This window comes from Lelliottia jeotgali (assembly GCF_977070485.1).
Genome location: NZ_CDRVFO010000011.1, coordinates 126,379 through 152,458, shown reverse-complemented (window position 1 = coordinate 152,458; position 26,080 = coordinate 126,379). Strand labels below are relative to the sequence as shown.

The 26,080-nt window shown below is 62.7% G+C and carries 26 protein-coding genes; 13 read left to right on the top strand and 13 right to left on the bottom strand.

Annotated features, from left to right (window positions below):
- Positions 1–204 precede the first annotated feature (204 nt).
- Positions 205–2,505: a 5-methyltetrahydropteroyltriglutamate--homocysteine S-methyltransferase gene (gene metE, locus ACW4TB_RS17820; RefSeq protein ID WP_254467146.1), complete on the top strand. Its 2,301-nt coding sequence runs from the start codon at positions 205–207 to the stop codon at positions 2,503–2,505.
- Between the two features lie 74 nt (positions 2,506–2,579).
- Here metE and ACW4TB_RS17815 read toward each other — a convergent pair whose 3' ends face one another.
- Entirely contained in the window at positions 2,580–3,758 is a 1,179-nt protein-coding gene (locus ACW4TB_RS17815) for an acetyl-CoA C-acetyltransferase (RefSeq protein WP_279931892.1), read from the bottom strand.
- 328 nt (positions 3,759–4,086) lie between these two features.
- On the opposite strand from ACW4TB_RS17815, the gene fabV reads away from it, so the two are divergent.
- Together fabV and ACW4TB_RS17805 are read left to right on the top strand one after the other, a co-directional pair.
- Positions 4,087–5,280: an enoyl-ACP reductase FabV gene (gene fabV, locus ACW4TB_RS17810; protein WP_455843040.1), complete on the top strand. Its 1,194-nt coding sequence runs from the start codon at positions 4,087–4,089 to the stop codon at positions 5,278–5,280.
- Between the two features lie 89 nt (positions 5,281–5,369).
- Positions 5,370–6,278 carry an alpha/beta hydrolase family protein gene (locus tag ACW4TB_RS17805; protein WP_254467148.1) on the top strand — a complete coding sequence of 303 codons (909 nt, stop codon included), beginning with the start codon at positions 5,370–5,372 and terminating at the stop codon, positions 6,276–6,278.
- Positions 6,279–6,302: 24 nt separating this feature from the next.
- Here ACW4TB_RS17805 and ACW4TB_RS17800 read toward each other — a convergent pair whose 3' ends face one another.
- From ACW4TB_RS17800 to ACW4TB_RS17785, 4 genes are all read right to left on the bottom strand, one after another.
- Positions 6,303–6,644 carry a HopJ type III effector protein gene (locus ACW4TB_RS17800; protein ID WP_012312734.1) on the bottom strand — a complete coding sequence of 114 codons (342 nt, stop codon included), beginning with the start codon at positions 6,642–6,644 and terminating at the stop codon, positions 6,303–6,305.
- A complete protein-coding gene (locus ACW4TB_RS17795) occupies positions 6,637–6,933 on the bottom strand; it encodes a DUF1244 domain-containing protein (protein ID WP_279931888.1) in 297 nt (98 codons plus the stop codon). The genes ACW4TB_RS17800 and ACW4TB_RS17795 overlap by 8 nt, the downstream gene beginning before the upstream one ends.
- A 9-nt stretch (positions 6,934–6,942) precedes the next feature.
- A complete protein-coding gene (gene folM / locus ACW4TB_RS17790; protein WP_455828436.1) occupies positions 6,943–7,635 on the bottom strand; it encodes a dihydromonapterin reductase in 693 nt (230 codons plus the stop codon).
- Between the two features lie 77 nt (positions 7,636–7,712).
- Positions 7,713–8,273 carry an antibiotic biosynthesis monooxygenase gene (locus ACW4TB_RS17785; RefSeq protein WP_279931884.1) on the bottom strand — a complete coding sequence of 187 codons (561 nt, stop codon included), beginning with the start codon at positions 8,271–8,273 and terminating at the stop codon, positions 7,713–7,715.
- 218 nt (positions 8,274–8,491) lie between these two features.
- Between ACW4TB_RS17785 and ACW4TB_RS17780 the strand changes: the two genes are divergently transcribed.
- Positions 8,492–9,424, top strand: coding sequence for a MerR family transcriptional regulator (locus ACW4TB_RS17780; RefSeq protein WP_254467149.1), 933 nt, complete (start codon positions 8,492–8,494; stop codon positions 9,422–9,424).
- Here ACW4TB_RS17780 and ACW4TB_RS17775 read toward each other — a convergent pair.
- Positions 9,409–10,026 (bottom strand): hypothetical protein, encoded by a 618-nt coding sequence (locus tag ACW4TB_RS17775; protein WP_455828437.1) that lies wholly within the window; start codon positions 10,024–10,026, stop codon positions 9,409–9,411. The genes ACW4TB_RS17780 and ACW4TB_RS17775 overlap by 16 nt on opposite strands.
- A gap of 46 nt (positions 10,027–10,072) precedes the next feature.
- A complete protein-coding gene (locus ACW4TB_RS17770; RefSeq protein ID WP_042111161.1) occupies positions 10,073–10,513 on the bottom strand; it encodes a PAS domain S-box protein in 441 nt (146 codons plus the stop codon).
- A gap of 101 nt (positions 10,514–10,614) precedes the next feature.
- Here ACW4TB_RS17770 and ACW4TB_RS17765 point away from each other — a divergent pair, with 101 nt between their 5' ends.
- From ACW4TB_RS17765 to ACW4TB_RS17755, 3 genes are all read left to right on the top strand, one after another.
- Positions 10,615–11,070, top strand: coding sequence for a flavodoxin (locus ACW4TB_RS17765; protein ID WP_012312741.1), 456 nt, complete (start codon positions 10,615–10,617; stop codon positions 11,068–11,070).
- A gap of 319 nt (positions 11,071–11,389) precedes the next feature.
- A complete protein-coding gene (locus ACW4TB_RS17760; protein ID WP_455843032.1) occupies positions 11,390–12,181 on the top strand; it encodes an alpha/beta fold hydrolase in 792 nt (263 codons plus the stop codon).
- A 113-nt stretch (positions 12,182–12,294) separates the two neighbouring features.
- Entirely contained in the window at positions 12,295–13,215 is a 921-nt protein-coding gene (locus tag ACW4TB_RS17755; RefSeq protein WP_012312743.1) for an SDR family oxidoreductase, read from the top strand.
- A 297-nt stretch (positions 13,216–13,512) separates the two neighbouring features.
- Here the strand turns inward: ACW4TB_RS17755 and ACW4TB_RS17750 are convergent, their stop codons facing one another.
- A complete protein-coding gene (locus ACW4TB_RS17750; RefSeq protein ID WP_012312744.1) occupies positions 13,513–14,295 on the bottom strand; it encodes an IclR family transcriptional regulator in 783 nt (260 codons plus the stop codon).
- Positions 14,296–14,408: 113 nt separating this feature from the next.
- Between ACW4TB_RS17750 and hmgA the strand changes: the two genes are divergently transcribed.
- The 3 genes from hmgA to maiA are packed head-to-tail and all read left to right on the top strand — an operon-like array spanning position 14,409 to position 17,651.
- A complete protein-coding gene (gene hmgA, locus ACW4TB_RS17745) occupies positions 14,409–15,710 on the top strand; it encodes a homogentisate 1,2-dioxygenase (protein ID WP_012312745.1) in 1,302 nt (433 codons plus the stop codon).
- A 3-nt stretch (positions 15,711–15,713) separates the two neighbouring features.
- The gene (gene fahA / locus ACW4TB_RS17740; protein ID WP_279931878.1) at positions 15,714–17,006 is read left to right on the top strand and encodes a fumarylacetoacetase; all 1,293 of its coding nucleotides are present in this window, start codon (positions 15,714–15,716) and stop codon (positions 17,004–17,006) included.
- Between the two features lie 12 nt (positions 17,007–17,018).
- Entirely contained in the window at positions 17,019–17,651 is a 633-nt protein-coding gene (gene maiA / locus ACW4TB_RS17735; protein WP_279931876.1) for a maleylacetoacetate isomerase, read from the top strand.
- Here maiA and ACW4TB_RS17730 read toward each other — a convergent pair.
- Entirely contained in the window at positions 17,645–18,451 is an 807-nt protein-coding gene (locus ACW4TB_RS17730; RefSeq protein ID WP_012312748.1) for a SirB1 family protein, read from the bottom strand. The genes maiA and ACW4TB_RS17730 overlap by 7 nt on opposite strands.
- A gap of 125 nt (positions 18,452–18,576) precedes the next feature.
- Here ACW4TB_RS17730 and ACW4TB_RS17725 point away from each other — a divergent pair, with 125 nt between their 5' ends.
- Positions 18,577–19,596: a Glu/Leu/Phe/Val dehydrogenase family protein gene (locus tag ACW4TB_RS17725; RefSeq protein WP_012312749.1), complete on the top strand. Its 1,020-nt coding sequence runs from the start codon at positions 18,577–18,579 to the stop codon at positions 19,594–19,596.
- Between the two features lie 27 nt (positions 19,597–19,623).
- Here ACW4TB_RS17725 and ACW4TB_RS17720 read toward each other — a convergent pair whose 3' ends face one another.
- Positions 19,624–19,887 carry a YebG family protein gene (locus tag ACW4TB_RS17720; RefSeq protein WP_012312750.1) on the bottom strand — a complete coding sequence of 88 codons (264 nt, stop codon included), beginning with the start codon at positions 19,885–19,887 and terminating at the stop codon, positions 19,624–19,626.
- A gap of 227 nt (positions 19,888–20,114) precedes the next feature.
- Here ACW4TB_RS17720 and ACW4TB_RS17715 point away from each other — a divergent pair, with 227 nt between their 5' ends.
- The gene (locus ACW4TB_RS17715; protein ID WP_115273586.1) at positions 20,115–20,585 is read left to right on the top strand and encodes a phosphate-starvation-inducible protein PsiE; all 471 of its coding nucleotides are present in this window, start codon (positions 20,115–20,117) and stop codon (positions 20,583–20,585) included.
- Between the two features lie 3 nt (positions 20,586–20,588).
- Here ACW4TB_RS17715 and ACW4TB_RS17710 read toward each other — a convergent pair whose 3' ends face one another.
- The gene (locus ACW4TB_RS17710) at positions 20,589–20,879 is read right to left on the bottom strand and encodes a DUF3509 domain-containing protein (protein ID WP_012312765.1); all 291 of its coding nucleotides are present in this window, start codon (positions 20,877–20,879) and stop codon (positions 20,589–20,591) included.
- A 175-nt stretch (positions 20,880–21,054) separates the two neighbouring features.
- Between ACW4TB_RS17710 and ACW4TB_RS17705 the strand changes: the two genes are divergently transcribed.
- A complete protein-coding gene (locus tag ACW4TB_RS17705; RefSeq protein ID WP_279931869.1) occupies positions 21,055–23,010 on the top strand; it encodes a pilus assembly protein TadG-related protein in 1,956 nt (651 codons plus the stop codon).
- On the opposite strand, the gene ACW4TB_RS17700 is transcribed toward ACW4TB_RS17705, so the two are convergent.
- Both ACW4TB_RS17700 and ACW4TB_RS17695 read right to left on the bottom strand, forming a co-directional pair.
- A complete protein-coding gene (locus ACW4TB_RS17700; protein ID WP_279931867.1) occupies positions 22,995–25,640 on the bottom strand; it encodes a PAS domain-containing sensor histidine kinase in 2,646 nt (881 codons plus the stop codon). The two genes, ACW4TB_RS17705 and ACW4TB_RS17700, sit on opposite strands and share 16 nt — an antisense overlap.
- Positions 25,637–26,077: a TadE/TadG family type IV pilus assembly protein gene (locus tag ACW4TB_RS17695; RefSeq protein WP_012312768.1), complete on the bottom strand. Its 441-nt coding sequence runs from the start codon at positions 26,075–26,077 to the stop codon at positions 25,637–25,639. The genes ACW4TB_RS17700 and ACW4TB_RS17695 overlap by 4 nt, the downstream gene beginning before the upstream one ends.
- Positions 26,078–26,080: the final 3 nt, after the last annotated feature.

The following is a 26,080-nucleotide window of genomic DNA, read 5'->3' as shown; positions in this document are numbered from 1 at the left end:
ACCTGGATTGTTCAGTGAGGCATTGTGCGACGCGTCTTGGGCGCAGGCTTGTCTGCGAGCGTACGAGCCTGCTCTGAACAAGACGTGCCCGGCACATTCATCATGAAAGGATCTTAATTTCATCTCAAATTAAATGAGTTTGTCTCATTATGTGCCTGGCCGGAAAATCCCCCTCATTCATTTTTGCATTCTGAGGGACAAGAGATGGCACTGGCACATAACCTGGGTTTTCCGCGTATCGGTCGCGACCGCGAACTGAAAAAAGCCCAGGAAGCCTTCTGGAAAGGTGAGTTGGACGAAGCCGGCCTGCGCAAGGTAGGCCGCGACTTGCGCGCGGCTCACTGGCAAGCCCAGAAGGATGCTGGCATCGAGCTGTTGCCCGTCGGCGATTTCGCCTGGTACGACCAGGTACTGACGCACTCGCTGACCTTCGGCGTCATCCCCGAGCGTTTCCGAGGCCATGACGGTGCCAAGCCCACCCTGCAAACCCTGTTCGCCATGGCCCGTGGCGTGGCGACCGGGCGCAGTGCCAATTGCTGCGGCGGTGCCCACGCCCAGGAAATGACCAAGTGGTTCGACACCAACTACCACTACTTGGTACCTGAGTTTACCGTCGATCAGCAATTCGCCCTGAGCTGGGAGCAGTTGTTCGAGGAAGTTGACGAAGCCAAGGCCTTGGGCCATGCCGCCAAACCGGTGGTGATCGGCCCGCTGACCTACTTGTGGCTGGGCAAGGCCAAAGGTGGAGACTTCGACAAGCTGGAGCTGCTCGACCGTTTGCTGCCGGTATACGACGAAATCCTTAACCGCCTGGCTGGTCAGGGTGTGGAGTGGGTGCAGATAGACGAGCCGATCCTGGTACTCGATCTGCCGCAGGAATGGAAAAACGCCTATGAGCGCGTCTACAACATCCTCCAGCGCGCCCCTTTGAAAAAACTGGTGGCCACCTATTTCGGCGGCCTGGAAGAAAACCTCGGCCTTGCCGCCAACCTGCCCGTCGACGGCCTGCATATCGACCTGGTGCGAGCGCCGGAGCAGTACCCGACCATCCTCGACCGCCTGCCGGCCTACAAGATACTCTCACTGGGCCTGGTCAACGGCCGCAACGTCTGGGCCTGCGATCTGGAGAAAGCCGTTGATGTACTGCGTCACGCTGCCGAGCGTCTGGGTGACCGCCTGTGGGTTGCACCATCCTGTTCGCTGTTGCACAGCCCCGTGGACCTGGGCCGTGAAGACCAGCTCGACACCGAGCTGAAAAGCTGGCTGGCCTTCGCCGTGCAGAAATGCCAGGAAGTCGCCGTGCTGGCCAAGGCCGTCAACCAACCGGACGCTGCCGAAGTTGCCGCCGCACTGGCGCGTAGCCGCGCCATCCAGGCTGGCCGCGCCAGCTCGCCACGTATCCACAAGCCTGCTGTACAGGCGCGGGTCGACGCTATAAAGCCTGGCGACAGCCAGCGCCAGTCGGCGTTCGGCCAGCGTATTGCCAAGCAGCGAGCCGGGCTGAACCTGCCAGCCTATCCGACCACCACTATCGGCTCTTTCCCGCAGACCCCTGCCATACGCCTGGCACGCCAGGCGTTTAAACAGGGCAAGTTGACCGAAGCTGATTACGTCGAAGCCATGCACAGTGAAATCCGCCATGCCGTACAGATCCAGGAAAACCTGGGCCTGGACGTACTGGTGCACGGCGAGGCCGAGCGCAACGACATGGTGGAATACTTTGCCGAGCAACTCGACGGCTACGTGTTCACCCGTTTTGGCTGGGTACAGAGCTATGGTTCGCGGTGCGTGAAGCCTGCGGTGATCTACGGTGACCTGAGCCGGCCTGAGGCGATGACCGTGGCCTGGATCCGCTATGCACAAGGGCTGACCCGCAAAGTCATGAAGGGCATGCTGACCGGCCCGGTGACCATGCTGATGTGGTCGTTCCCACGTGAGGATGTCAGCCGCGAAACCCAGGCCCGTCAACTGGCGCTGGCAATCCGCGATGAAGTGCTCGACCTGGAAGCAGCTGATATCAAGATCGTGCAGATCGACGAAGCAGCCTTCCGCGAAGGCCTGCCGCTGCGCCGCAGTGCCTGGCCTGCTTACCTCGAGTGGGCCACCGAGGCCTTCCGCCTTTGCGCTTCGGGCGTTCGTGACGAAACACAGATCCACACCCACATGTGCTACAGCGAATTCAACGATGTGATCGAGTCGATCGCTGCGATGGACGCAGACGTCATCACCATCGAGACATCGCGTTCGGACATGGAATTGCTGGAGGCGTTCGAGAAGTTCGACTACCCGAACGAGATCGGCCCAGGTGTGTATGACATTCACTCGCCACGCGTACCGAGCCGCGAGGAGATGGTCACGTTGCTGCGCAAGGCAGCCCTGCGTATTCCGGCTGAGCGTCTGTGGGTCAACCCGGATTGCGGATTGAAAACCCGTGCCTGGCCCGAGACCGAGGCGGCGTTGGTGAACATGGTGGCAGCGGCTCGGGAGTTGCGCGCCACAGCCTGAGGATTTGCTGCTTGTACCACCCCCATCGGCGGCTTGCCGGCGATGGGGGCAATGCTGTCTGCGTTAAACCGTGATCAACGCTCGATCGCCAAAGCGACACCCTGGCCCCCGCCGATGCACAGCGTGGCCAACCCCTTCTTGGCGTCGCGCTTGATCATCTCGTGCAGCAAGGTCACCAGCACCCGGCACCCCGAGGCACCAATCGGGTGCCCAAGGGCAATTGCCCCGCCGTTGACGTTGACCCGCTCGGCATCCCACTCCAGCGCCTTGCCCACCGCCAGCGCCTGTGCGGCAAAGGCCTCGTTGGCCTCGATCAGGTCAAGCTCGGCCAATTGCCAGCCAGCCTTGTCCAGGCAACGCTGGGTGGCCGACACCGGGCCAATCCCCATGATTGCCGGGTCCACCCCCGCACTGGCGTAGCCGGCAATTTTGGCCAGTACCGGCAGGCCAAGGTCCTTGGCCTTGCCTGCACTCATCAGCAGCACCGCAGCGGCGCCGTCGTTTAGGCTGGAGGCGTTGCCAGCGGTGACGCTGCCGTCTTTCTTGAAGGCCGGGCGCAGCTTGGCCAAGGAATCAGCAGTGGTGTCAGGACGGGGCTGCTCGTCACGGTCAAAGACCTTTGGGTCGCCTTTTTTCTGCGGCATCACAATGGGTGTGATTTCGTCCACGAAGCGGCCGGCATCGATGGCGGCCACCGCCTTGCGCTGCGATTGGGCAGCAAACGCATCCTGCTGTTCACGGCTGATGCTGTACTTCTCCACCAGGTTTTCGGCGGTAATGCCCATGTGGTAGTCGTTGAAGGCATCCCACAGGCCGTCGGTGATCATGCTGTCGACCAACTGGCCATGGCCCATGCGCTGCCCGGTTCGCGCCGAAGGCATCACGTAGGGGGCCAGGCTCATGTTTTCCTGGCCTCCGGCGATTACCACCTCGGCATCACCGCAACGGATGGCTTGTGCAGCCAGGTGCAGGGCCTTGAGGCCCGAGCCGCAGACTTTGTTCAGGGTCAGCGCCGGTACACTGTAGGGCAGGCCGGCCTTGATCGCGGCCTGGCGAGCAGGGTTCTGCCCGGCGCCGGCGGTGAGTACCTGGCCGAGGATCACCTCGTCGACCTGTGCCGGGTCCAGCCCGGTCTGCTCCAGCAGGCGCTTGATCACGGCAGCGCCCAGGTCTACCGCGGGCACGTTGGCCAGGGCACCCTGGAAGCTGCCGATGGCGGTTCGGGTTGCGGCGACGATGACCACGTCGTTCATGTTGTTGTTCTCCGTGTGCAGGTGGGCGCCCAGCGGGCGCAGTGCCACCAGCTTCGGCGGGTTTGGCTCATTTGTTAAGTTTGTTTTTCTTTGCCATTGATGTGAAAAACCAATCAATGGCTCCGGAGCTGGTCTCCGGTCTTTGGTCTTAACCACCGAATCTTGCCAGCGCCAGAGTGTTCATCGGGGGCGCATCGTTTTGCATCCCTTTGATCACCCCGTAATATGTGTCGGATAACCCGTGGGGGTAGTCTCACCCTCTGATCAATCGGAATCGCCCGAGGCGGCGCTTCCCCGGCATAAACCTGACGAGGTACAGACATTGGCCATCATTCATCCTAAGGTTCGCGGTTTCATCTGCACCACGACTCACCCGAAGGGCTGCGAGCTGAACGTCCGTGACCAGATCGAAGCCACCCGCAAGCTGGGCGTGCGCGAGGATGGCCCGAAGAAGGTCCTGGTCATTGGTGCATCCAGCGGCTACGGCCTGGCGGCACGCATTACCGCCGCCTTCGGCTTCAAGGCCGATACCCTGGGCGTGTTCTTCGAAAAACCAGGCACCGAGACCAAGGCTGGCACTGCCGGCTGGTACAACGCTGCTGCCTTCGACAAGTTCGCCAAGGCCGAGGGCCTGTACAGCAAGTCGATCAACGGTGACGCTTTCTCCGATGAAGCCCGTGCCAAGGTCATCGAGCTGATCAAGAACGAAATGGGCGGTCAGGTCGACCTGGTCATCTACTCCCTGGCCTCGCCGGTGCGCAAGCTGCCGCAGACCGGTGAAGTGATCCGCTCCGCGCTCAAGCCGATCGGCCAGCCGTACAAGTCGACCGCCATCGATACCAATAAGGACACCATCATCGAGGCCAGCATCGAGCCGGCCACCGAGCAGGAAATCGCTGACACCGTCACCGTCATGGGCGGCCAGGACTGGGAACTGTGGATCGACGCCTTGAACGCCGCGGGCGTGCTCGCACCACAGGCTCGCACCGTGGCCTTCAGCTATATCGGTAGTGACATCACCTGGCCGATCTACTGGCACGGCGCCCTGGGCAAGGCCAAGCAGGACCTGGACGAAACCGCCCAGCGCCTGGCCGGCAAGGTCGGTGGCAGCGCCAACGTGGCCGTGCTCAAGTCGGTGGTCACCCAGGCCAGTTCGGCCATTCCGGTGATGCCGCTGTACCTGTCGATGGTCTTCAAGATCATGCAGGAGAAGGGCGTTCACGAAGGTACTCAGGACCAGCTGGACCGCATGTTCCGTGACCGCATGTACCGTGCTGACGGCTCCCCGGCGGAGCTGGACGAAAAGGGCCGCCTGCGCCTGGACGACTGGGAACTGCGCGACGATGTGCAGGGCGCCTGCAAGGCCCTTTGGCCGCAAGTGACCACCGAGAACCTGTTCGAACTGACCGACTACGCCGGTTACAAGAAGCAGTTCCTCAACCTGTTCGGCTTCGAGCGCGCTGACGTCAACTACGACGAAGATGTGGCGACCGAGGTGAAGTTCGACTGCGTCGAGCTGTAAGCCCCATGGCTTGTACCGGCCCCGCGAAAGGGTCGGTACAGCCCTCTAATTTTTTGCTAGCGTTGGCGCACAACAACAGGAAGCGCGCCATGAGCAGCCTCACCCTACCGGCCACGCCTTTTCGCCAGACCACAGCCGACGGCTACAGCCTTGGTGGTTTCTACTGGCGCCACGCCCAGGCCAATCCCCAGCGCCCGCTGGTGATCATAAATGCCGCCACGTCCGTGCGCTGCCGTTACTACGCCCGCTTTGCCGATTACCTGTTCGCCCAAGGCTGCGACGTGTTGACCTATGACTACCGCGGTATCGGCGAATCCCGGCCGCCTTCCTTGCGCGGTTTCCAGGCCTCCTGGAGCGACTGGGGCAGGCTGGATTTCGAAGCCATGCTGGCGCACGCCGCCCAGGCATTTCCCTGCCAGCCGGTGGATGTCGTGGGGCACAGCTTCGGCGGTTGCGCTGTAGGGCTGGCGCCGTCTGCCGGGCGGATCAGGCGGGTGGTGATGGTGGGTGCGCAGTTCGCCTACTGGCGCGACTATGCGGCTGATCAGCGATGGCGGCTGTTCGGCAAGTGGCACGTGGCGATGCCGTTGCTGACCCGTGTGTTCGGTTACTTCCCCGGCAAACGCCTGGGCTGGATGGAAGACACACCTGCAGGTGTGGTGCAGGACTGGACCACCCGTACAGCGCGCTATGAGCAAAGGCCCAGCGGGCGCACGTTGGAGCGTTTGCCGTTTGCCCAGGTGCGTGCGGCGACGTTGGCGATCAGCCTGGCCGATGACCCGTTTGGCACGGTGGCCGCTACAGAGCGATTGCTAGGTTATCTGGAAGGCGCCGAGCGTCGGCATCTGCGGATTGCACCTGCGGATATCGCGGCCGAGGACATTGGCCACTTCGCGTTTTTCCATGACCGGTTCCGCGAGAGCCTGTGGCCGATTGCGCTGGCGTGGTTGCAGCGCGGCGGGTTGCCGGCCGACGGGCCGGGGCAGATCATCAGCTGATGGGGCCTGCCCGGCCCGGCAGTATCAAGCGTTGCGCGAAAGCGGCTGCGCGGTGAACTTCACACCTGCCAGGCCATGCGCGATCAGCGCACGGATGTTGCCATGGTCAGTGCCCTCAGGCGTGGCCGCCACGTCACGGTAGTGCTCGCCGAAGGCCAGCAGCGCCTCCTGGTCGCTCAGGCCTTCCAGCAGGGCCAGGCCCAGCGTCTTGCACGAGCCTTCGTTCTGTCCGGCGGCGTTTTCCACGCCACCGTTGGTGAAAGCCTGTGGCTGGTAGCTGTAGTTGGCAGCGATGAACGCCAGGGTGTCGGCAAAGGCGTGTTTGCCGCTGGCCAGGCTGGCGCGCAGGGTGTTCAGATCAGTCACGAGGTTTTCCTTTTTCAAACGCCGCTTGCTGGTCGGCGCTGGCTTCTTTCTGGTACTGGGTTTTCCATTCGACGTAGGGCATGCCATACACCGCTTCACGGGCGTCATCCAGGCTGATGTCGACCTGGCGTTCGTCGGCCGCGGCCTTGTACCACTTGGACAGGCAGTTGCGGCAGAAACCTGACAGGTTCATCAGGTCGATGTTCTGCACATCGGTGCGGTTCTGCAGGTGTGCGACCAGGCGCCGGAAGGCGGCGGCCTCGAGTTCGAGTTGTTCTTGCGCAGTCATGGGCTTCTCTCAGGTCATGCGATTCTTCAGGTGGCGGCCACCGTTGATGACCACCTGGCTGCCGGTGCTGTATTGGCTTTCGAGCAGGTATTTGACCGTCTCGATCAGCGGGCCGGCGCCGGGTTCGAATTCCAGCAGGGCCTTTTTCAGGGTCTGCTGGCGATAGGCTTCGTCGCCCCCTTCCTTGAGGATCAGCAGCCCAGGCAGGATACCGTTGACGTGTACCTTGGGCGCATATTTTTCGGCAAACGACAGCACCATGTTCTGCAGCGCTGCCTTGGTGGCGGCATAGCCGATATGGCTCTTGCTGCCCCGCGAGGAGGTTTCGTCGCAGATGTGGATGATATCGGCATTGTCGACCTTGTTCAGCAAATCACCCAGCGCCAGGTTCAGGTGGTAGGGCGCCTCGACGTGGAGGCGGAACATGGTCTGCAGGTTGTCCAGGCCATCGTCGAGCCACAGAGAAGCGTTGTGGATGATTGCGCGCAGCCCATCGTAGTGCTGCTGCAGGTGGTCGATCAGCGCCTGGCGGTCGGCCGCCAGGCAAAGGTCGGCCTGGAACTGCACGATGTTAGGGTGCGCAGGCTGGGGCTGGAGGCTGCGGCTGGCACTGACCACGGTATGGCCGGCCTCTGCCAGCTCAAGGGCCAAGGCCAGCCCGACGCGCTGGCTGGCTCCGGTAACGAGAATTGGGCTGTTCATGTGCGGGCGGTCAACTTGTCTTTCCTGTCGTTGCCGCCCAGCATACCCGAACTGTTTCCCTCTTGTATGGCCTGGCCTCAGCGGCTGCGCAGTGCGGCGCCTGAGGGGGGAGAGGCATGAAGCCAACCGGCCAGCAGGCGGGTGGAGAGCGGGATGAACAGGTACACCATCAGCGGCGTCAGTGCCAGGGTGCTGAGCATCACGCGCGGCACCAGTTCAAATTCGGTCAGCCAGTGGCCGAAGAGCACATTGAACAGCAGCGAGACGGGAAAAAATGCCAGCCAGATCGCGACCGCCTGTTTCCAGCGTGGTGGTTTTTGCACTGTATTGGTGCCAAACCAGTCATCGATGCCACTGACGCGCCTCTCTTTGGGGCGCTCGAACAGGCCGTTGCCACGTCGCAGCCAGGCGCGGCGCGACGCGGAATGCTCCCAGGCATGCAGGGTGGGCTCGTCGCTGAAGCGGAAAATGATCTGGAATTCATCGCTGTCGCGCGGCGGTGCGAGGATGCCTGAACCGAGGTAGCCGGGGAAGTCGGTGGCCAACTGCTCGCCTTCGTGCAGCCAGGCCAGCAGGTCCTGGTAGCGGCCATGGGCGGCGCGACGCGACACCATCAGGGTGACGGGTGGGGTAGACATCGTGTATCTCCTGGCGACGGGGCTGGCGGGTAGCCGGCCCCTTGGCTGCGTGGCCCGGGGTGGTGGGCGACGCAAGCGTCTATGCAAGAATCGGGCGCGGATTATGGCTGATCGCTCGTTATTGGCAACTGTCTGCTACTGAGGGTGGTTAACCTGCGACGTTTCCTCTCGTAGTAGACTGCACCTCCAATTTATTGCGCACAGGTCATTCAGTGCAGATGGACAATCAGGGACTTACAGCGGAAGTCGAAGCAGGCCTGCAGCATCAGGACCTGTTCCCGATACGTGAAGTTTCCCGGCTCACCGGGGTCAATGCCGTGACTCTGCGTGCCTGGGAGCGGCGCTATGGGCTGATCCAGCCAACACGCACCGACAGTGGCCACCGCCTTTATTCGCTGGCTGACATCGAAGATATCCGGCGCATTCTTGGATGGCTGGAGCGCGGTGTGGCGGTCAGCAAGGTCGGCAGTATCCTGGCGCGTGACCAGGCGAACGTGCATGACGCGTTTGCAGCCGATTCTGCCATCCGCTGGCAGGCGCAATTGCGCGAGGCAGTGCAACGCTTCGATGCCGAGAGCCTTGACCGGTTGTTCGACCAGGTGTTTGCCTGCATCAGTCAGGACCAGGTTTTCGCTGATGTGTTCATGCCCGTCTGGCACGACCTGGCGGCTGGGCAAGGTGCGTTCGGCCAGGCCAGCGAGTGGCTGTTCCTCGATCAGTTTTTGCGTGCCCGGGTGTTCTCGCGCCTGCAGCTCACGCGTCGGCAGCGCAGCCGCTGCGTGCTTCTGGCACCGTTGCCGGGGCAGTGCCTGGAACTGGAACTGCTGGTCACCGGCCTGTTGTTGTGCAGCGATGATGTCGGTGTAACGCTGTTGATGCCTGGGCAGCCGCTGGATGAGTTGGCGGTCGTCTCTGGAAAGCTTAGGCCCGATGCTTTGGTACTGTTCTCCAACCACGCGCCGACAGCTGAGCTCAGCAAGCGCTTGAGGCGCCTGGCTGCCGGGCTTGAGTGCCCATTGCTACTGGCGGGGGAGGCTGCCGAAATGGCCCAGGAAAGCCTGGCCGGCAGCCCGGTGGCGTGCCTGGGTGCAGAGGTAAGCCTCATGCGGCGGCGCTTGCGGCAATACCTGGCCGGTCAGCTCGACAGCTGAGCGTGCAACTCCGGGTGGGCCTGAAGATGAGCTTGCAGAATGTATTCACGCAAGCGCTCGGTTTCTTGCGCCGAGCTGCGGCTGAGGTCGTAGGCAGCGAGATCCGGGCCAATACGCCGGCGTAGCCTGCCGTGCAGTACGATGGCCGGGATGCCCCCTGGCGCGAAGCGCAGGTCGAAGCGCGAAGGCGCTTCGGGCAGGCCGCGAATTTCTAGCAGCGCCCCTTTGAAAGAAATCTCGCGCACGAAGAGCCCGCTGACCTTGCCCTGCGCATCCAGTAGTGCAGTGGGCTGGTCCATCGACAGGCGCCAAGGGCGCAACATCGGGCCGTCTTCGTAGATTTCCGGCGAGCCGATCTGCAGGTGCACGGCGTGGAACTCGTCCTCCACCAGGTGCAGGGGGAAGTTGATCTGCTGGTTGTTGAACTGTGCCTGCAGGGTGACTTGCTCGTTGGCCACCAGCCGAGCCAGCAACGACTGAATACGTCGGTCGCCATTGACCAGCAGGCTCGACATCGGGTCGGTCTGGTTCAATTGCGGGGAATGCTGCATGTCCTGGATGAAATCCAGCTCGTCCTGGGTCAAAAGCGCATTGGCGCGCATGATCGAACTCGGAGTTGACGGCTTCTTCAACGGGATTGACTCTGCCTTAAGCGCTTGGTTCCGGGCGCTTGTCGAAATTCCGACGAACGTGCATCTCAGCCAGTTCACGTTCCAGCTCGACCTGGCGGCTGACATCCTTCTGGATGCCGATGAAATACGTGCGATGATCGGCATCGCATTTCACCGGCGTGATCGACAACTCGTTCCAGAAGGCGCTGCCGTCCTTGCGGTAGTTGCGCAGGACTTCGCGGCATGGACGGCCTTCGGCCAGCGCCTTGCGGATGCGTGCACGGGCAAGTTGGTCCCGGTCATCGCCCTGCAGGAAACGGCAATCCTGGTAAAGGATCTCGTCGCGGCTGTAGCCGGTCAGGCGCTCGAACGCCGGATTGACGTAGATCAGAATGGTGTCATCGCCTTCCTGTTCGGCGACCACGATGCCGTCGTTGGACGCATCGACCATCGATTGCAGCAGTTGTGCGTTGATCATGTCCGGGCCAGTAGGCAAAGGGGGCATAGGTTAGGCGGCCTTTTGCCACCGTCGGATGCTAGTATCCTACGTTTTCACTCAGTTTCGGAATCCATCTCTCGATGAAAATCGCCATTATTTCCGGCTCCGTATACGGTACTGCCGAAGAAGTTGCCCGTCATGCCGAGTCGCTGCTCAAGGCTGCAGGCCATGATGCCTGGCACGCTGCCCGCGCCACCCAACAGGATCTCGAAGGTTTTGCGCCAGAAGCGTTGCTGGCAGTGACCTCCACCACCGGCATGGGTGAGCTGCCGGACAACCTCATGCCGCTGTACAGCAGCATCCGTGACACCCTGCCCGCAGCCTGGCGTGGCTTGCCGGGGGCGGTCATTGCTTTGGGCGATTCCAGTTATGGCGATACTTACTGCGGCGGTGGCGAGCAGTTGCGTGAGCTGTTTGCCGAACTGGGTGTGCGTGAACTGCAGCCGATGCTCAAGCTCGATGCCAGCGAGACAGTAACCCCGGAGACTGACGCCGAACCGTGGTTGGCAGCATTTGCCCAGGCCCTGACGGCCTGAGGTTGTGGTGGCGAGCCTTTCGGCTGTGACCGTTCGTGCCACTGACTCGCTCGGTCATCAAGCTGGCTGTCAACGCAAGTTTCACCGAGTGGGCGGCTGACTAGACTCAGCCTCGACATAGAGAGCACATGTATGTGCCGAGGTGACATGCAATGAACGCAGCCTTGCCCTATAACCACAACCGTTGCATACCGGGACGAACCTGATGCCTTTGGCCGAGATACCATTGTGCGTCTGGCGTACCCGGAGTCAGTGTTTTTCATTCCGGGGCCAGAGCATACGCTACTGGTCCGCAGGGCAAGGAGAGCCTCTGCTGCTGTTGCATGGATTCCCGACGGCAAGTTGGGATTGGCATTACCTCTGGACGCCGCTGGCCCAGCGCTTTCGCCTCATCGCCTGCGACATGCTCGGCTTTGGCGATTCGGCCAAGCCGCTCAACCATGGCTACAGCCTGATCGAGCAAGCAGACCTGCAGCAGGCCTTGCTCGCCCACCTCGAGGTCGACCAGCCTGTGCACCTGCTGGCACACGATTACGGCGGCAGTGTGGCCCAAGAGTTGCTGGCTCGACACCATGAACAGCGTGCGGACATCGCCAGTTGCGTGTTCCTCAACAGCGGTCTGTTCCCTGAAAGCTGCCGGGTGCTGTTGATACAGAAGTTGCTGCTCAGCCGCCTGGGTTGGCTGGTGGCGCGTTCGTTCGGGCGCGACGACCTGGTGCGCAACGTCAGCCAGGTCTATGGGCCGTGCACTCACCCCAGCGAAAGCGCGCTGGATGACTTCTGGAGCCTGATCGCTTCCAACGGCGGCACTCGCATCCTGCACAAACTGGTAGGTTTCGTGACCGAGCGCAGGCTGCATCGCGAACGCTGGGTGGGTGCGCTGCAGCGCGAGGGCGTGCCGCTGCGTTTTATCAACGGCGTGGTCGATCCGCTTAGCGGAGCGCAGATGGTCGAGCGTTACCGGCAACTGGTGCCCAACCCGGACATCGTGCAATTGCAGGGCATTGGCCATTACCCGCACACCGAAGCCCCTGCGCAGGTATTGCGCCACTACCTGGCCTTTCGCGAACAGCCGCTGAGCTACCTCCCGCAAAAAATGGCCTGGCCCTGAGCGACTGACATCGTTGCGCGTTATCGCCTGGCATTCAGCCTGAGTGAGCTTGATTGTCCGCTGGCAGGTGCTGGTGGACACTCGAGTCCTTCAACCTATCTGGAGCCAGGAGCATGAGCGAGCCGGTACGTCTGCAAGACCGTGTGGTGATCGTCACAGGGGCCGGTGGTGGCCTGGGCCGCGCCCATGCACTGCTGTTCGCCGCGCGTGGCGCCAAGGTGGTGGTCAACGATCTTGGGGGGTCTACCCACGGGGAAGGCGCCAGCGCTTCAGCGGCCGATCGGGTTGTCGATGAGATCTGCGCCGCTGGAGGCATGGCTGTGGCCAATCACGACTCCGTTGGTGACGGCGCACGCATCGTCGAACAGGCGCTGGACTGTTTTGGGCGGGTCGATGTGCTGGTGAACAATGCCGGCATCCTGCGCGACAAGACCTTCCACAAGATGGACGACAGCGATTGGGATCAGGTTTACCAAGTCCATGTCGAGGGCGCCTACAAGGTCACCCGCGCTGCCTGGCCCCATTTACGCGAGCAGAACTGGGGGCGGGTGATCTTCACCGCTTCGACCTCTGGGATCTATGGCAACTTCGGCCAGGCCAATTACGGCATGGCCAAGCTTGGCTTATATGGCTTGACCCGTACCCTGGCCATCGAAGGGCGCAAACACGGCGTGTTGGTCAATGCCATCGCGCCTACCGGTGGCACGCGCATGACCGAAGGGCTGATACCGGCACAGGTGTTCGAACGCCTCAAGCCTGAACTGGTCAGCCCCCTGGTGGTTTACCTGGGTAGCGAGCAGTGTCAGAGCAGCGGTGAGCTGTTCGAGGTGGGCGGGGGCTGGATTGGCAAGGTGCGCTGGGAGCGTAGCCTGGGTGTCGGCTTCGACCCGAGGGAAGGTTTTAGCCCTGAGCAGGTGGCTGACAGCTGGGCGCAGATTGGTGATTTCGCTGAGGCGATACACCCGCAGGACAGCTTGCAGGCGTTGCAGCAGATGATGGCGAACCTGCAGCAGTATCCGCTGCAGCGTCCTTGAGATCGAGCTCCATCGCGGTCGGCGCTCGGTCTGCTGGCCGCCAGAACAGTCAAGGCATGCGCCACCAACGCACTGTAAACAACCGACAAAAAAAAGCCGCTGCAAGCGCAGCGGCCAATCGAGACGTCAGATCAAGGAGCTTCAAAATCAACGTCGGTGAACCTCGCAGGCCTGAAAGGCGGGGGGAGTGCCCTTCATGCCGGCCAGTGATTCAAGAATAAGCGCTTGATCCGGCAGGAAAAATAGCCGCTTGCGACATTCACCTTTACGTTTCAGGCAACAGTGCCACAGCCCGTCTCAGGCCTTCGGTGCGTAACCCATGCGCCAGCTGGTATCACGCGCTGCTGCCAGCAGGCGCTGCGCCGCCGGCCCATGTTCATCGGCGTGAAAGATCGAGGTCGGCCCTACCACGGTCATCACCGCGGCGATCTGCCCCATGGCATTGAACACGGGGGCCGAGAGCGCATCCACGCCCGGCATCAGCAAACCGTGCACATGGTGCAGGCCCCGTTCGCGAATGCCTGCCAGCAGCCGGTCGTAATCGCTCGCGCTTTGCTGCAGCACGGCCAGTTCCTTGTCGCGCAGCTCCAGGGTTTCGCGCTCAGGCAAGTACGCGGCAAACACCAGCCCGGTAGAGGAACTGAGCAGCGGCAACACCGAGCCGATCTGGGTCACCACCGTCACCGCCCGTACAGCAGGCTCGATGCTGACCACCGTTGCTCCCTGATTGCCCCACACGGCGATGAAGCAGCTTTCGTTGAGCTCGTCGCGAAGCTGCGACAAGGGCAGCGCCGCCAGCTTCAGCACATCAATGCTGCCCAACGCTGCCAGCCCCACGCGCAATGCTTCACGGCCAAGCCCGTAGTGGTTGGTGGCCGCATCCTGCTCGGCAAAACCACTGGCAATGAGTGCTTGCAGGTAACGGTGCACTTTGCTCGCGGGCATCTGCACGTGCTCGGCCAACCGCGACAGGGAGGTGGACGGCGAGAGCTCGGCGAGGGCCTTGAGGATGTCGGTGCCGACTTCCGCCGAGCGGACCTTCTGCTTGCCGTTGTCGGTGGGGGAGCTGGCTTTGGCCATGGGTTGGGTTTTCCGGATTCGTCGAGTCGCGCCTTTATAGCTTGACGGGTTGCACGGAGCAAATTACGTTATTCGTAATCTGATTACGATAAAAACAAAATCCGGAGGCATCGATGAACCGCGACACGTCGCCCGACCTTCAGTACCTGAGCGGCTTCGGCAATGAGTTCGCCAGTGAAGCCCTGCCCGGGGCCCTGCCCGTCGGGCAAAATTCTCCGCAGAAGGCCCCCTACGGCCTGTATGCCGAGCTACTGTCGGGTACGGCGTTCACCATGGCGCGCAGCGAACTGCGCCGGACCTGGCTGTATCGCATTCGCCCGTCCGCCCTGCACCCGCGCTTTGAACGGCTGGCGCGTCAGCCACTGAACGGGCCGCTGGGCGGCGTCACCCCCAATCGCCTGCGCTGGAACCCTCAACCGCTCCCAACTGAACCGACTGACTTCATCGAAGGCTGGCTGCCGATGGTGGCCAATTCGGCTGCGGACAAACCGGCGGGGGTGAGTGTCTATATCTACTGCGCCAACCGCTCGATGGAACGGGTGTTCTTCAACGCTGACGGTGAACTGCTGATAGTGCCGGAGCAGGGTCGCCTGCGCATCGCCACTGAGCTGGGGCTGCTGGAGGTCGAGCCGCAGGAAATCGCCGTGGTACCGCGCGGCATGAAGTTTCGCGTCGAACTGCCTGATGGCCAGGCCCGGGGCTACATTGCCGAGAACCACGGCGCGCCGTTGCGCCTGCCGGACCTGGGTCCGATCGGCAGCAACGGGCTGGCCAACCCCCGAGACTTCCTGGCCCCGGTAGCGCACTACGAGGAGGCTGAAGGCCCGGTACAGCTGGTGCAGAAGTTTCTGGGTGAACACTGGGCCTGCGAGCTGCAGCACTCACCACTGGACGTGGTCGCCTGGCACGGCAGTAACGTGCCCTACAAGTATGACCTGCGTCGTTTCAACACCCTCGGCACGGTCAGCTTCGATCACCCCGATCCGTCGATCTTCACCGTATTGACGTCACCGACCAGCGTGCATGGTCTGGCCAACATGGACTTCGTGATCTTCCCTCCGCGCTGGATGGTGGCCGAGAACACCTTCCGTCCACCGTGGTTCCACCGCAACCTGATGAACGAATTCATGGGCCTGATCAGCGGTGCCTACGATGCCAAGGCCGAAGGTTTCCTGCCCGGTGGCGCTTCGCTGCACGGTGTGATGAGCGCCCACGGGCCCGATGCCGAGACCTGCGAAAAAGCCATTGCCGCCGACCTCGCACCGCACAAGATCGACAACACCATGGCCTTCATGTTCGAGACCAGCCAGGTGCTGCGCCCGAGCCTGCAGGCGCTCGAGTGCCCGCAGTTGCAGGCCGACTACGATAGTTGCTGGGCCACCTTGCCGAGCACCTTCAACCCGAACCGGAGATAACCCATGAACCAGTCCGCCATTGCCCGTAGCTGGGTCGAGCACGCCAACGGGCACAGCGACTTCCCGCTGCAGAACCTGCCGTTGGGCATCTTCAGCCGCCCAGGTGAAACGCTGCGCTGCGGCGTTGCCATCGGTGATGCGATTCTCGACCTGGAGGCCGTGTTGGCTGCCGGGCTGTTCGAAGGCCAGGCCAAGGCCGCCGTGGAGGCTACCCGTGGTGGCGCGCTGAACGCTTTTTTCGCCCTCGGCCGAGAGGCCCGCGTGGCGTTGCGCGAGCGGTTGTTGGCGCTGTTGGGCGAACACAGCGAGCATCAGGCTGTGCTCAAGGGCGCGCTGCATCCTGCCAGTGATTGCCAGTTGCATTTGCCAGCCAAGGTCGGCGACTACACCGATTTCTACGTAGGCATCCAGCACGCTACCAACGTCGGCAAGCTGTTCCGCCCCGATAACCCACTGCTGCCCAACTACAAGTACGTGCCGATCGGCTACCACGGCCGCGCCTCGACGCTGCGCCCGTCAGGCACCGATGTACGCCGCCCCAAGGGCCAGACGCTACCCGCCGGGCACACCGAACCGAGCTTCGGCCCGTGCGCGCGCCTGGATTACGAACTTGAGCTGGGTATCTGGATTGCCCGGGGTAACGAGATGGGGCAGGCGATTCCGATCGCTGAAGCCGATCAGCACCTGGCTGGCCTGTGCCTGCTCAACGATTGGTCGGCGCGTGATATCCAGGCCTGGGAATACCAGCCGCTGGGGCCGTTCCTGTCCAAGAGCTTCATCACCACGCTGTCGCCCTGGGTGGTCACCGCCGAGGCCCTGGAGCCTTTCCGCTGCGCCCAGCCGGCGCGCCCGCAAGGTGATCCACAACCGTTGCCCTACCTGCTTGACCCGCGTGACCAGGCCAGTGGCGCCTTCGACATCGAGCTGGAAGTGCTGCTGATCACCGAGCGCATGCGTGAGCAGGGCTTGCCGGCCCACCGCCTGGCGCTGAGCAACACCCTGAACATGTACTGGACAGTGGCGCAGCTGATTACCCATCACAGTGTCAACGGCTGCCAGTTGCAGCCAGGCGACCTGTTCGGCTCGGGCACGCTGTCCGGCGCTTCGCCCGATGCCTACGGCAGCCTGCTGGAGACCACCTTGGGTGGCAAGCAGCCGGTGGAGCTGGCCAGTGGCGAGCAGCGCAAGTTCCTCGAGGACGGCGATGAGATCATCCTGCGTGCCCGTTGCAAGCGTGACGGTGTGGCCAGCATCGGCTTTGGTGAGTGCCGCGGCAAGATCATCGCCGCCAACTGAGGGAGCAGGGCAATGGAGCTGTACACCTACTACCGTTCCACCTCCTCCTACCGGGTGCGCATTGCCCTGGCGCTCAAGGGCCTGGATTACCAGGCCCTGCCTGTCAATCTGCTCAAGGGCGAGCAGCGCGGTACCGAGTATGGAGCGGTGAATCCGCAGGGCCGGGTACCGGCTCTACGCACCGACGATGCCCAACTGCTGGTGCAGTCACCGGCGATCATCGAGTACCTGGAAGAGGTTTATCCACAGCCTGCACTGTTGCCCAATGGTGCTGCAGCGAGGGCCAAGGTGCGCGGTGTGGCGGCGATCATAGGTTGCGATATCCATCCGTTGCACAACGTCAGTGTGCTCAACCAGTTGCGCCAGTTGGGCCATGACGAGGCACAGGTCAACCAGTGGATTGCCCACTGGATTGGCCAAGGCCTGGCGGCTGTAGAGCAGCTGATCGGCGATGATGGTTACTGCTTTGGTGAGGCGCCGGGGCTGGCGGACGTCTATCTGGTTCCGCAGCTCTATGCCGCCGAGCGCTTCAACATCGGCCTTGGCAGCTATCCGCGTATCAGCCGGGTTGCGGCATTGGCCGCCAGGCATGCTGCATTCGCCAAGGCGCATCCGTCCTGCCAGCCGGATACCCCGGCTCAGTGAATCGAACGGTTCGCCAGCGGTAGCTGGCCGATACGTTCGGACAGCTTCAGGCGCTGGACCGGATCCTCGGTGAGCAGCAAGGCATGCTCCAGGTCGAAGCGTTCGGCCTGCGGGCAGTCGAGGTGTTGGTAGAGCGAGGCGCGGGTCATGTAGTCGCTGACTTGCACCGGGCCCAGCTGCATGACCCGTTCGGCGTCGATCAGCGCGGCCAGGTGGTTGTCATTGCTGATATGCAGCTGGCGCAAATTACGCGAAAGGCGCTGCAGCATCTGGGCCGGGCTGGCCGTGCGCAGGTGCTCGGCTGTCAGCGGCACATGGGGGCCAAACTGGCGGGCCAGCAACTCGCGGCAATCATTGGGATACAGGCGCCGGCCACCGCAAGGGTCGAGCAGGTGATCGGCACCGGGTACGCGCAGCAGAAAGTGCCCTGGGAATGCCACACCCTCCAGTGCTATGGACAGGCGCCGGGCCAGCTCCAGGGTGATGATGGCTAGCGCCAGCGGTTGGCCCCGGCGGCGCTGCAAAACCCTGTCCATCAGTGCCGCCTGCGGGCGCAGTGGGTGGAATTCATCCTGCTGGAAGCCCAGCGCATTGAGTTGGCGCAGCAGTGGCTGAGCCAGCTCGCACACAGGCAGCATCGGCAGGCTGGCACTGATTTCGGCTTGCAGGTTGTGCAGGCTGGCAAGGCTGGTTGCGGGCTCGACCTTGCGATCGTGCTCGGCGGCAATCCACAAGGCAGCTTCCAGCAAGGCGACCGGTTCGCGTTCCAGGCAGGCCAGGCAGGCTTGGCGTGGGTTCATGGGGGCATCTCCGCATACCCTTGAGTAATAGCGCTGGCGTCGTGATTCGTCCAGTGGTCCGGTCGCAGCTTGGTGTGTATGTGGATGCCTATACTGCTAGGAGCACCTCCCAGGGGAGCCCGCCGATGTTCGCGCTGATGCAAAGCACCCGCACTCAGTCACTACACCTCTTCACCGACCCGAAAACCGGCCTCAAGGCTGTGGTGGCCATTCATAACGAGATTCGAGGCCCGGCGCTGGGAGGTTGCCGCTACCTGCCCTATGCAGACGACGAGAGCGCCATGGCCGATGCCATCCGACTGGCGCAAGGCATGAGCTACAAGGCGGCGCTGGCCGGGCTGGCATTGGGGGGTGGCAAGGCGGTGGTCATGCGCAACCCGCACGTGGAAAATCGCGCGGCGCTGTTCGAGACCCTGGGGCACTTCATCGATACCCTGCAGGGGCGTTTCATCATCGCTGTGGACAGCGGCACCTCCACGCTGGACATGGATTGCATCGCCCAGAGTACGCCCCATGTGACCAGCACAACGGCCTCGGGTGATCCCTCGCCGCATGCGGCCATGGGGGTATTCGCCGGCATCCGTGCAACCTGCCTGGCCCGCTTGGGCAGCAGCGACCTCAAAGGCTTGCGCATTGCGGTGCAAGGCCTGGGCAATGTGGGTTACGCACTGGCCGAGCAATTGTACGCAGCAGGTGCCGAGTTGCTGGTGAGTGATCTGGACCCCGGTCGGGTGCGGCTGGCGGTGGAGCAGTTCAACGCCCATCCGGTGACCAACGATGCCTTGATCAGTACGCCCTGCGATATTTTTGCGCCATGTGGCGTGGGCCCGGTGCTCAATGGCCAGACGGTGATGCAACTGCGCTGCGCTGCGGTGGCAGGTGCGGCGAACAACCAGCTGACCACCTTGCAAGTGGCTGACCAGCTGGAGGCTCGCGGGATTCTTTATGCCCCGGACTACGTGATCAATGCCGGTGGTTTGATCTACGTGGCAATGAAGCACCGCGGCGAGGAGCTGGGCACCATCACCGCGCACCTGGCACGGATCCCGACGCGCCTGACCGAGGTGTACGCTCATGCTCAGGCCGAGAAGCGCTCGCCTGCGCGCGTGGCGCAAATGCTGGCGGAGCGGTTGCTATACGGCTGAAGCCGCACGGCGGCCCGGCCGTCGACATCATTTTGCAGCATCAGCTTCCAACAACTCACTCAACGCGTCCGGCTGGCTCTTGAATGCCCGCGCGAACACGTCGCGGTTCTTCGCCATGTAAATGCCGGCTTCCTCGACCTGCTGCTCGGTCAGCGAAGGCACCGCCTTGTGCAGCACCTCGGCCAGGCGCTCGGCCAGTTCGAGCATCTTGTCGTGACGATCTGCTTCGGCCTTATCCATGAACAAGCGCTCCGGGTCGCGGCTGCTGCGGTACACCACTTCGACGGCCATTCATCACCTCTGTGCCTTTTTGCGGTTGGTTTATCGATTACTGTATGCGCATACAGTAATGGCAATGGCACCTCAGGTGCAACCCTTGCCGCAAAAAAGCGTAGCCCACAGGTGCCTTGCGGCAATCGGCCGCCTTCCAAAGCAGGGGCCTGGCCCTTTAACTGCATGGCACAAGCGTCACACGCGTGACGCATCATCCTTCATGTCGTATCGGGGAATCACACATCGTGAACATCAAATGGGCAGAAAAGCTGCGCAAGGGCCTGCATGGCTCGGCCGACTCGCTGGGCAATCTGTGTGTAGAGGGGTTTCACTACCTTGCCCTGTTCGGCATCGGCGCCATTACCGCCTACGCGGCGGTGATGACGTTCCTGGACATGCTCGGCAAGGGCGGCATCAGCGTCGATGACATCCTGCTGCTGTTCATCTACCTGGAGCTTGGGGCGATGGTCGGGATCTATTTCAAGACCAACCACATGCCTATCCGCTTCCTGCTGTATGTGGCGATCACCGCGCTCACCCGCCTGCTGATCGGTGATGTGTCGCACCACAAGGCGCCGGATGAGGGCCTGCTGTACCTGTGCGGGGGCATCCTGCTGCTGGCGTTTTCGATCCTGGTGGTGCGCTACGCCTCGTACCGTTACCCCTCGACCAAGGTGCTGGACGCCAATGGCAAGGCAGTGGAAGAGGGCAAGTAGCCGTCAGTTGGCGATGGAGTGACCTGACTGCTGGCGCGGGTCGCGGGTGAGGGCGGCCAGTACCTGCAAAGGGTTCTGCCCCAGTTCGATGGCCAAGCCCAGGCGTATGCTGTCGATGACTCGCTGCAGGCGCACCGGGTCGTTGCGCTGGGCCTGGGTGATCAGGCGCTTGGCGACCACGCCGGCGTCATCTGACAGGGTCAGCATGATGCTGCCGTCCAGGCGCTCGATGCTCAGGTTGACGCGATACTCGGGGGCGAAGGCGGCGCTGATCTGTTCGAAGGGATTGTTCATGGTCTGGGCCTGCAATAGGTGATTGCAGGAATTGACCGGGTAGATCCCGGGTTGGTTCAGGGCATTTGATCCGGTAGCCTTGGCGTCATCAGGACAAGGCAATTAGCCACTAGTGTGGCTACACTCCTTTGACCAAAGCCGCGATGGCTGGCCTCTGGCCTGCAAAGGAGTGCCCGTGGTTCCCTCTTCCGCTGCACGCCAGCGTGGCGCGATCGGCCTGATGGCTGTCACCACACTGGCCCTGGCCTTGCTTTTCATGCTGGTAGTGGTCGACAGCGGCCGCCTTTACCTTGAACAGCGCAAGTTGCAACGCATCGCCGACATGGCCGCGCTGGAAGCTGCAGGCCAGTCTGCCGTGTGCACGGGCAATGGCCCGCAGGCCACGGCCATTGCCAGCGTAGCCGCGGCCCGCAACGGCCACACGCCCGGCAGCCCCTTGGTGGCCAGTTGCGGTTACCTGCAGACCGGTGCCAATAGCCTGCGCACGTTTACCAGTGACAATGCCCGTAACGAAGCGATACGGGTCGATGTCAGCAACACAGTCACCACCAGTTTTGCCGCTGGCATCTACATCCTGACCCAAGGGGGGGAGGTGCCGCTGACCACGACTTTGCAGGCCCATGCTGTGGCATCGAAACCATTGCCGCCACAGGCCATGCTGAGCATTCGCACTACGTTGGCCACGGTTGATTCGCGCCAGTCGGCGTTGCTCGATGGCCTGCTCGGCGCTTTGGGAGGCAATGTGCAGCTTGGCCTCGCGGGCTGGAAAGGCATAGCCGCAACCGATCTCAACGTGCTCAACTACCTCGACCAGTTGGCTGTCGACCTGCAATTGACCGTCGGCGACTACGAGCAGCTGCTCAATGCCGACGCCACTGCCACACAATTGCTGGAAGCGGCGGTCAAGGTACTTGAGCAAAGCGGTGCCGCCGCCGATATCGTCACCAACCTGGGCAAGGTCGCCCTGGGGGCCGGGAACAGCACGTTGCTGCAATTGGGCGACATTCTCGATATTCAGAACGGTACTGCCCAAGCGGGGCTGGACGCCAGCATCCAGCTGCTGCAGCTGGTGCAGGGGGTGATCCAGCTGGCTGCCAGCGAAAGCGCAGCCACTGCCGACTTGCCGATTAGCGTGCTCGGCCTGATCAACGGCCGGGTGCGGCTGAAAGTGATCGAGCCGCAACAGGTATCGGCGGTCGGCGATCCGCGTACGGATGAACTGAGGGTTCACACGGCTCAGGTGCGGGCGATGATTTCGCTCGACCTGCCGCTGCTCAATACCGTCTTCGGCCTGGTCAATGCGGTGCTCGACCTTGTCTCGCCACTGACCAACGTGCTCAACAACCTGCTCAGCCTGAACCTGGCTTCGACACTGGAGTCGGTGCTATGCCTGTTGGGGGTGCCGTGCACTGTCACCGATATCGTGCTGGTGCCCGACAAGCTTCAGCTGGACATTGGCCTTGAGGTCGCCGAAGCCACGGCACGCCTCGACCCGCAGTCTCCTGACACGTTCAAATGCTCGCCCAAGCGTTTGACCGTTCAGGCGCAGAGCGCTGCTGCCAAGCTGGCGGTAGGGCGTTTCGATTCCACTAATGCGTTCTTCACCACCGGCACTACCGCTGTCAAGGCGCTGCCATTGATCGATATCGGCACCAAGCGCTGCACCAAGTTGCTGATACTCGGAACTTGCGAAAGCCGAATACCCTACGCCGGTGGCGGCCTTGGCCTGCGGGTCGACAGCAAGCTGCTGGGCAGTGGCCCGGTAGAGCACCCGCTGGTGTTCCAGGGCCCGGTTAGCGAACCGCCCAATATCGGGCAGCCCGCCGCCTACCTGAACATGCGCCCCGTCAATGACAATGTGGTCGGCAGCCTCAGCGATACCTTGCTGGGCGTCCAGCTCCAGGCCTTCAAACCCACTGCCAACAGTGGCCTCGGCGATGTACTGGTGATCGCCGGCAATGTACTCGGTACGGTCAAAGGCATCATCGAACCTTTGATAAGGGGGTTGCTCAGCCCCCTGATCGACCCCTTGGTCAATGTGCTGCTGAAAGTCCTGGGAATCGACCTGGTCAATACCGACGTCGGCGCCAACCTCAGTTGTTCCACCGGCCGTGCTCAGTTGGTGTTGTAGATGGGCAGCAACAACCGGAAGCAGGCGCCGTCAACTCCATTGAGCGCTTCGAGCCTGCCCCCCATGGCTTCGACGATGCCGAAGCTCACCGACAACCCCAGCCCGGTACCCACGCCCGCAGGCTTGGTGGTGAAGAATGGCTCGAAAATGCGCTCTATCAGGCGTGGGTCGATACCTCCGGCGTTATCTTCCACCTGCAGGCACAGTTGCCCTTGCTCGATACGCTGGCAGATGCCGATCCGGGGGCTGGCCACCTGACGTTCGAGCAAAGCGTCCCGCGCGTTGACCATCAGGTTGATCAGCACCTGCTCAAGCTGGTCCTCATGCCCTTGCACCTCCGGGCAGAAATCCGGCTCTTCGACTTGCAAGGCCACACCTTTGCCGCGCAGCCCTTCAGCCAGCAACGCCACTGCGCCATCCACCGCAGTCCAGGCTGCAAACACCTGGTGCTCAAGCGCGGAGCGCCGGCCATAGGTGCGCATGTGCTCCACCAGCCTGGCCACGCGCCCCACCTGTGCATCGATGCGCTGCAGCTTGCCTGTCAGGTACTCGACTTCGACCACCCCGCTTTCCACGCGCTTGAGTGTGTTGGCAATGGCCAGGCGCATCACGTTCAGAGGCTGGTTGATTTCATGCACCAGCCCTGTCGCCAACTCGCCGAGCGTGGCCATCTTGGCGCCCTGCATCAATTGTTGCTGGCTTTGCCTTACCTGCGTGTTGTCGCGCCCCACTGCCTGTACTTCCAGCAGCTGGCCTTGCTCATTGAACAGCCCCCGCTCGGCCCACACCCACCAGGCATGCCTGTGCCCTGGCAGTTGCAGGCAGATCTCCGCGCTGCCCAGCGGCTGCTCGGGTGTCAGCGCAGCCAGCCGCTGTATGAACGACAGACGCTGGCCGTCGGACATCCATTGGCCCAGGTTCATCTCGCTCAGTTGCTCAGGTGTACACTCCAGCTGTTCGGCGAGCGGCCGGTTGCCGAACAGCAGCTGCAGGTCCGGGGTGTAGCGGCAGATCATCGCGGGTGAATCCTCCACCAGCACCCGGTAGCGTTCCTCACTTTGGCGCACACGCTCGGCTGCCTCGGTCGCTTCGCTGACATCCAGCCACAGGCCGACCACCTCGACCGGCTGGCCAAGGTCGTCACGCAACAGCCGGGCTTCGTCCAGCACCCAGTGATAGCCACCCAGATGATCGCGCAGGCGATAGCGGCTGCGTACCTGGCCATCGCGCAGCAGCGTACGTGTTCGCTCAAGCCACAGCGCCCGGTCGTGCGGGTGTACCGCCTGGCCTGGTTGGCGCGCCAGCTCGCTATCTTTGGGCCAGCCCAGCATCGGCGTCAGGCTGGCGCTGAAAAATTCGCTGTGCAGCGCGCCCTCGCAACAGCGCTGGATATAGATCACCGCAGGCGAACTGGCGATCAGGTTCTCCAGCCGGGCACGCGCGGCGCTGGCCTGAAGCTCCTGGGCTTTCAGTGCGCTGATGTCGAGCACAAAGCCGTGCGCCTGCCCGCCGTGTAACTGCCCGACCCAGTGCAGCCAGCGCGGCTCGGCTCCACGGTCGGCTTCGAGCAGGCGCACGTTCAAGCTCAATGCAACACCGTTGCGCAGCTGCTCCAAGGCCATTTGCGCAGCCTCCCGATCAGCCGGGTGCAGGCGCGCCAACCATTGCTCGATGCTTACCGCACTGGGCAGGTCAAGGCTGGCGGCCAGGGCCGGATCGAAATGCAGCGGCCCTTGTACCGGCCATTGCCACCAGCCTGCGCCCAGTTGCTGTTGCAGCTCGTCCAGATGGCGCGAGCGCTGCTGCAACTGGTGTTGCCGCAGGCGCGCGAGCAGCGGCTCGAGCAAGGCTTGCAAGAGCGCCATGGCCGCCTCTGGTGAAGGCACCGATGGCGCGCCCGCACACAGCAACCAGGCCTGAACCTCATGGCCGTGGCTGTAAGGCACAAGGAACAGCGGTAACCCAGCGCAAGTGGCCCGCCACTGCGGCAAGTCAGGCGCGACCTGCTGAAAATGGGCGGGAAGTGCCTGCAGCCACGGCTGCAGGCGTTGGTCATCGGGCCAAGGCCAGTCGCTTTCGCTGCAGGTATGCGCCCGCCAGCCCGATTGGTCTGCCAACATCAGGCGTACCGAGCCGGCATGCCAGTGCTCGGCCAGGCGCATCAGTTGCTCGGCGGTAGTCTGCGTCAGCCAGTCTTCGCTGCAGTCACGTACGGCCTGGCCGACGTCTGCGGCCAGCTGGCGCAGGGTCAGCCACTGCTCCTGCTGAGCGCCTTGGCGCAGCAGGTCGCTGATATCGAACAGCTGCAGCATCCAGCCGATAGCCTGGTGTTGCAGCCAGCCACGAGTCTGCAGGGCCTGGCCGTGCACGGTTTGAAAATCCAGGTCCAGTGCTTGCCCTTGCCAATCGGCGGGCACACCTTCGAGGGCCAGCCAGCTGTGCTGATACAGGTAGTCGTGCACCCGCGCCTGCGCGTGGCTGGGTACGGCCAGCAGCGTGCGCAAGGGCCCGGCCAGGCGTAGCACGTGCCCCTGATCGTCCAGCCACACCTGCAGGCCCACGGCATGCGGCATTTGCGCGGCGGGCTCTGCGGCATGGCTGCCCAGCCAGCGATCGAACAGGCCGCTCACAGTTGCAGGCTCGCTTCGGCCTGCAAGCTCTCAGGCAAGCGGGGCACTTCGCCAATCAGTGGTATCACCAGCAGCGGCAGTACTTTGTGCAGTTTATTTTTCGGATAATTGATCGTCACTTTCAGCAGCTTGTCATCATCCACGCTCACCTGCGCATCGGCCGGCTGGAAGTCGAGTGCCTCGGGCATCCAGGCCAACTGCTCGCGGATCACTGCATGGGCAAGCGCCTGTACATCGTCGTCATAGGTCTCGCTGCTCGGGTCCAGGGCCACGCAGCGGCGCACGGCTTCGCTGCTGGCCTGGTTGAACGATTGCAGCATCAGCATTGGCAGGGTGTAGCTGACCAGGCCGTAGAACACTGTGAAAAAGATCATGAAGACGGCGACGAACTCGATGGCTGCCGCGCCTTTTTGCCGTGCTGCCGGGCCTGCTTGCATGAT

Bases quoted from the DNA above. Each gene is read 5' to 3' on its own strand.
- fahA (WP_279931878.1), top strand. From the start codon at position 15,714: ATGAACCAGTCCGCCATTGCCCGTAGCTGGGTCGAGCACGCCAACGGG.
- ACW4TB_RS17755 (WP_012312743.1), top strand. From the start codon at position 12,295: ATGAGCGAGCCGGTACGTCTGCAAGACCGTGTGGTGATCGTCACAGGG.
- ACW4TB_RS17770 (WP_042111161.1), bottom strand. From the start codon at position 10,513: ATGATCAACGCACAACTGCTGCAATCGATGGTCGATGCGTCCAACGAC.
- ACW4TB_RS17695 (WP_012312768.1), bottom strand. From the start codon at position 26,077: ATGCAAGCAGGCCCGGCAGCACGGCAAAAAGGCGCGGCAGCCATCGAG.
- ACW4TB_RS17815 (WP_279931892.1), bottom strand. From the start codon at position 3,758: ATGAACGACGTGGTCATCGTCGCCGCAACCCGAACCGCCATCGGCAGC.
- maiA (WP_279931876.1), top strand. From the start codon at position 17,019: ATGGAGCTGTACACCTACTACCGTTCCACCTCCTCCTACCGGGTGCGC.
- hmgA (WP_012312745.1), top strand. From the start codon at position 14,409: ATGAACCGCGACACGTCGCCCGACCTTCAGTACCTGAGCGGCTTCGGC.
- metE (WP_254467146.1), top strand. From the start codon at position 205: ATGGCACTGGCACATAACCTGGGTTTTCCGCGTATCGGTCGCGACCGC.
- ACW4TB_RS17805 (WP_254467148.1), top strand. From the start codon at position 5,370: ATGAGCAGCCTCACCCTACCGGCCACGCCTTTTCGCCAGACCACAGCC.
- ACW4TB_RS17795 (WP_279931888.1), bottom strand. From the start codon at position 6,933: ATGACTGCGCAAGAACAACTCGAACTCGAGGCCGCCGCCTTCCGGCGC.
- ACW4TB_RS17765 (WP_012312741.1), top strand. From the start codon at position 10,615: ATGAAAATCGCCATTATTTCCGGCTCCGTATACGGTACTGCCGAAGAA.
- ACW4TB_RS17750 (WP_012312744.1), bottom strand. From the start codon at position 14,295: ATGGCCAAAGCCAGCTCCCCCACCGACAACGGCAAGCAGAAGGTCCGC.
- ACW4TB_RS17725 (WP_012312749.1), top strand. From the start codon at position 18,577: ATGTTCGCGCTGATGCAAAGCACCCGCACTCAGTCACTACACCTCTTC.
- ACW4TB_RS17710 (WP_012312765.1), bottom strand. From the start codon at position 20,879: ATGAACAATCCCTTCGAACAGATCAGCGCCGCCTTCGCCCCCGAGTAT.
- ACW4TB_RS17730 (WP_012312748.1), bottom strand. From the start codon at position 18,451: ATGAACCCACGCCAAGCCTGCCTGGCCTGCCTGGAACGCGAACCGGTC.
- ACW4TB_RS17720 (WP_012312750.1), bottom strand. From the start codon at position 19,887: ATGGCCGTCGAAGTGGTGTACCGCAGCAGCCGCGACCCGGAGCGCTTG.
- ACW4TB_RS17785 (WP_279931884.1), bottom strand. From the start codon at position 8,273: ATGTCTACCCCACCCGTCACCCTGATGGTGTCGCGTCGCGCCGCCCAT.
- ACW4TB_RS17780 (WP_254467149.1), top strand. From the start codon at position 8,492: ATGGACAATCAGGGACTTACAGCGGAAGTCGAAGCAGGCCTGCAGCAT.
- folM (WP_455828436.1), bottom strand. From the start codon at position 7,635: ATGAACAGCCCAATTCTCGTTACCGGAGCCAGCCAGCGCGTCGGGCTG.
- ACW4TB_RS17775 (WP_455828437.1), bottom strand. From the start codon at position 10,026: ATGCGCGCCAATGCGCTTTTGACCCAGGACGAGCTGGATTTCATCCAG.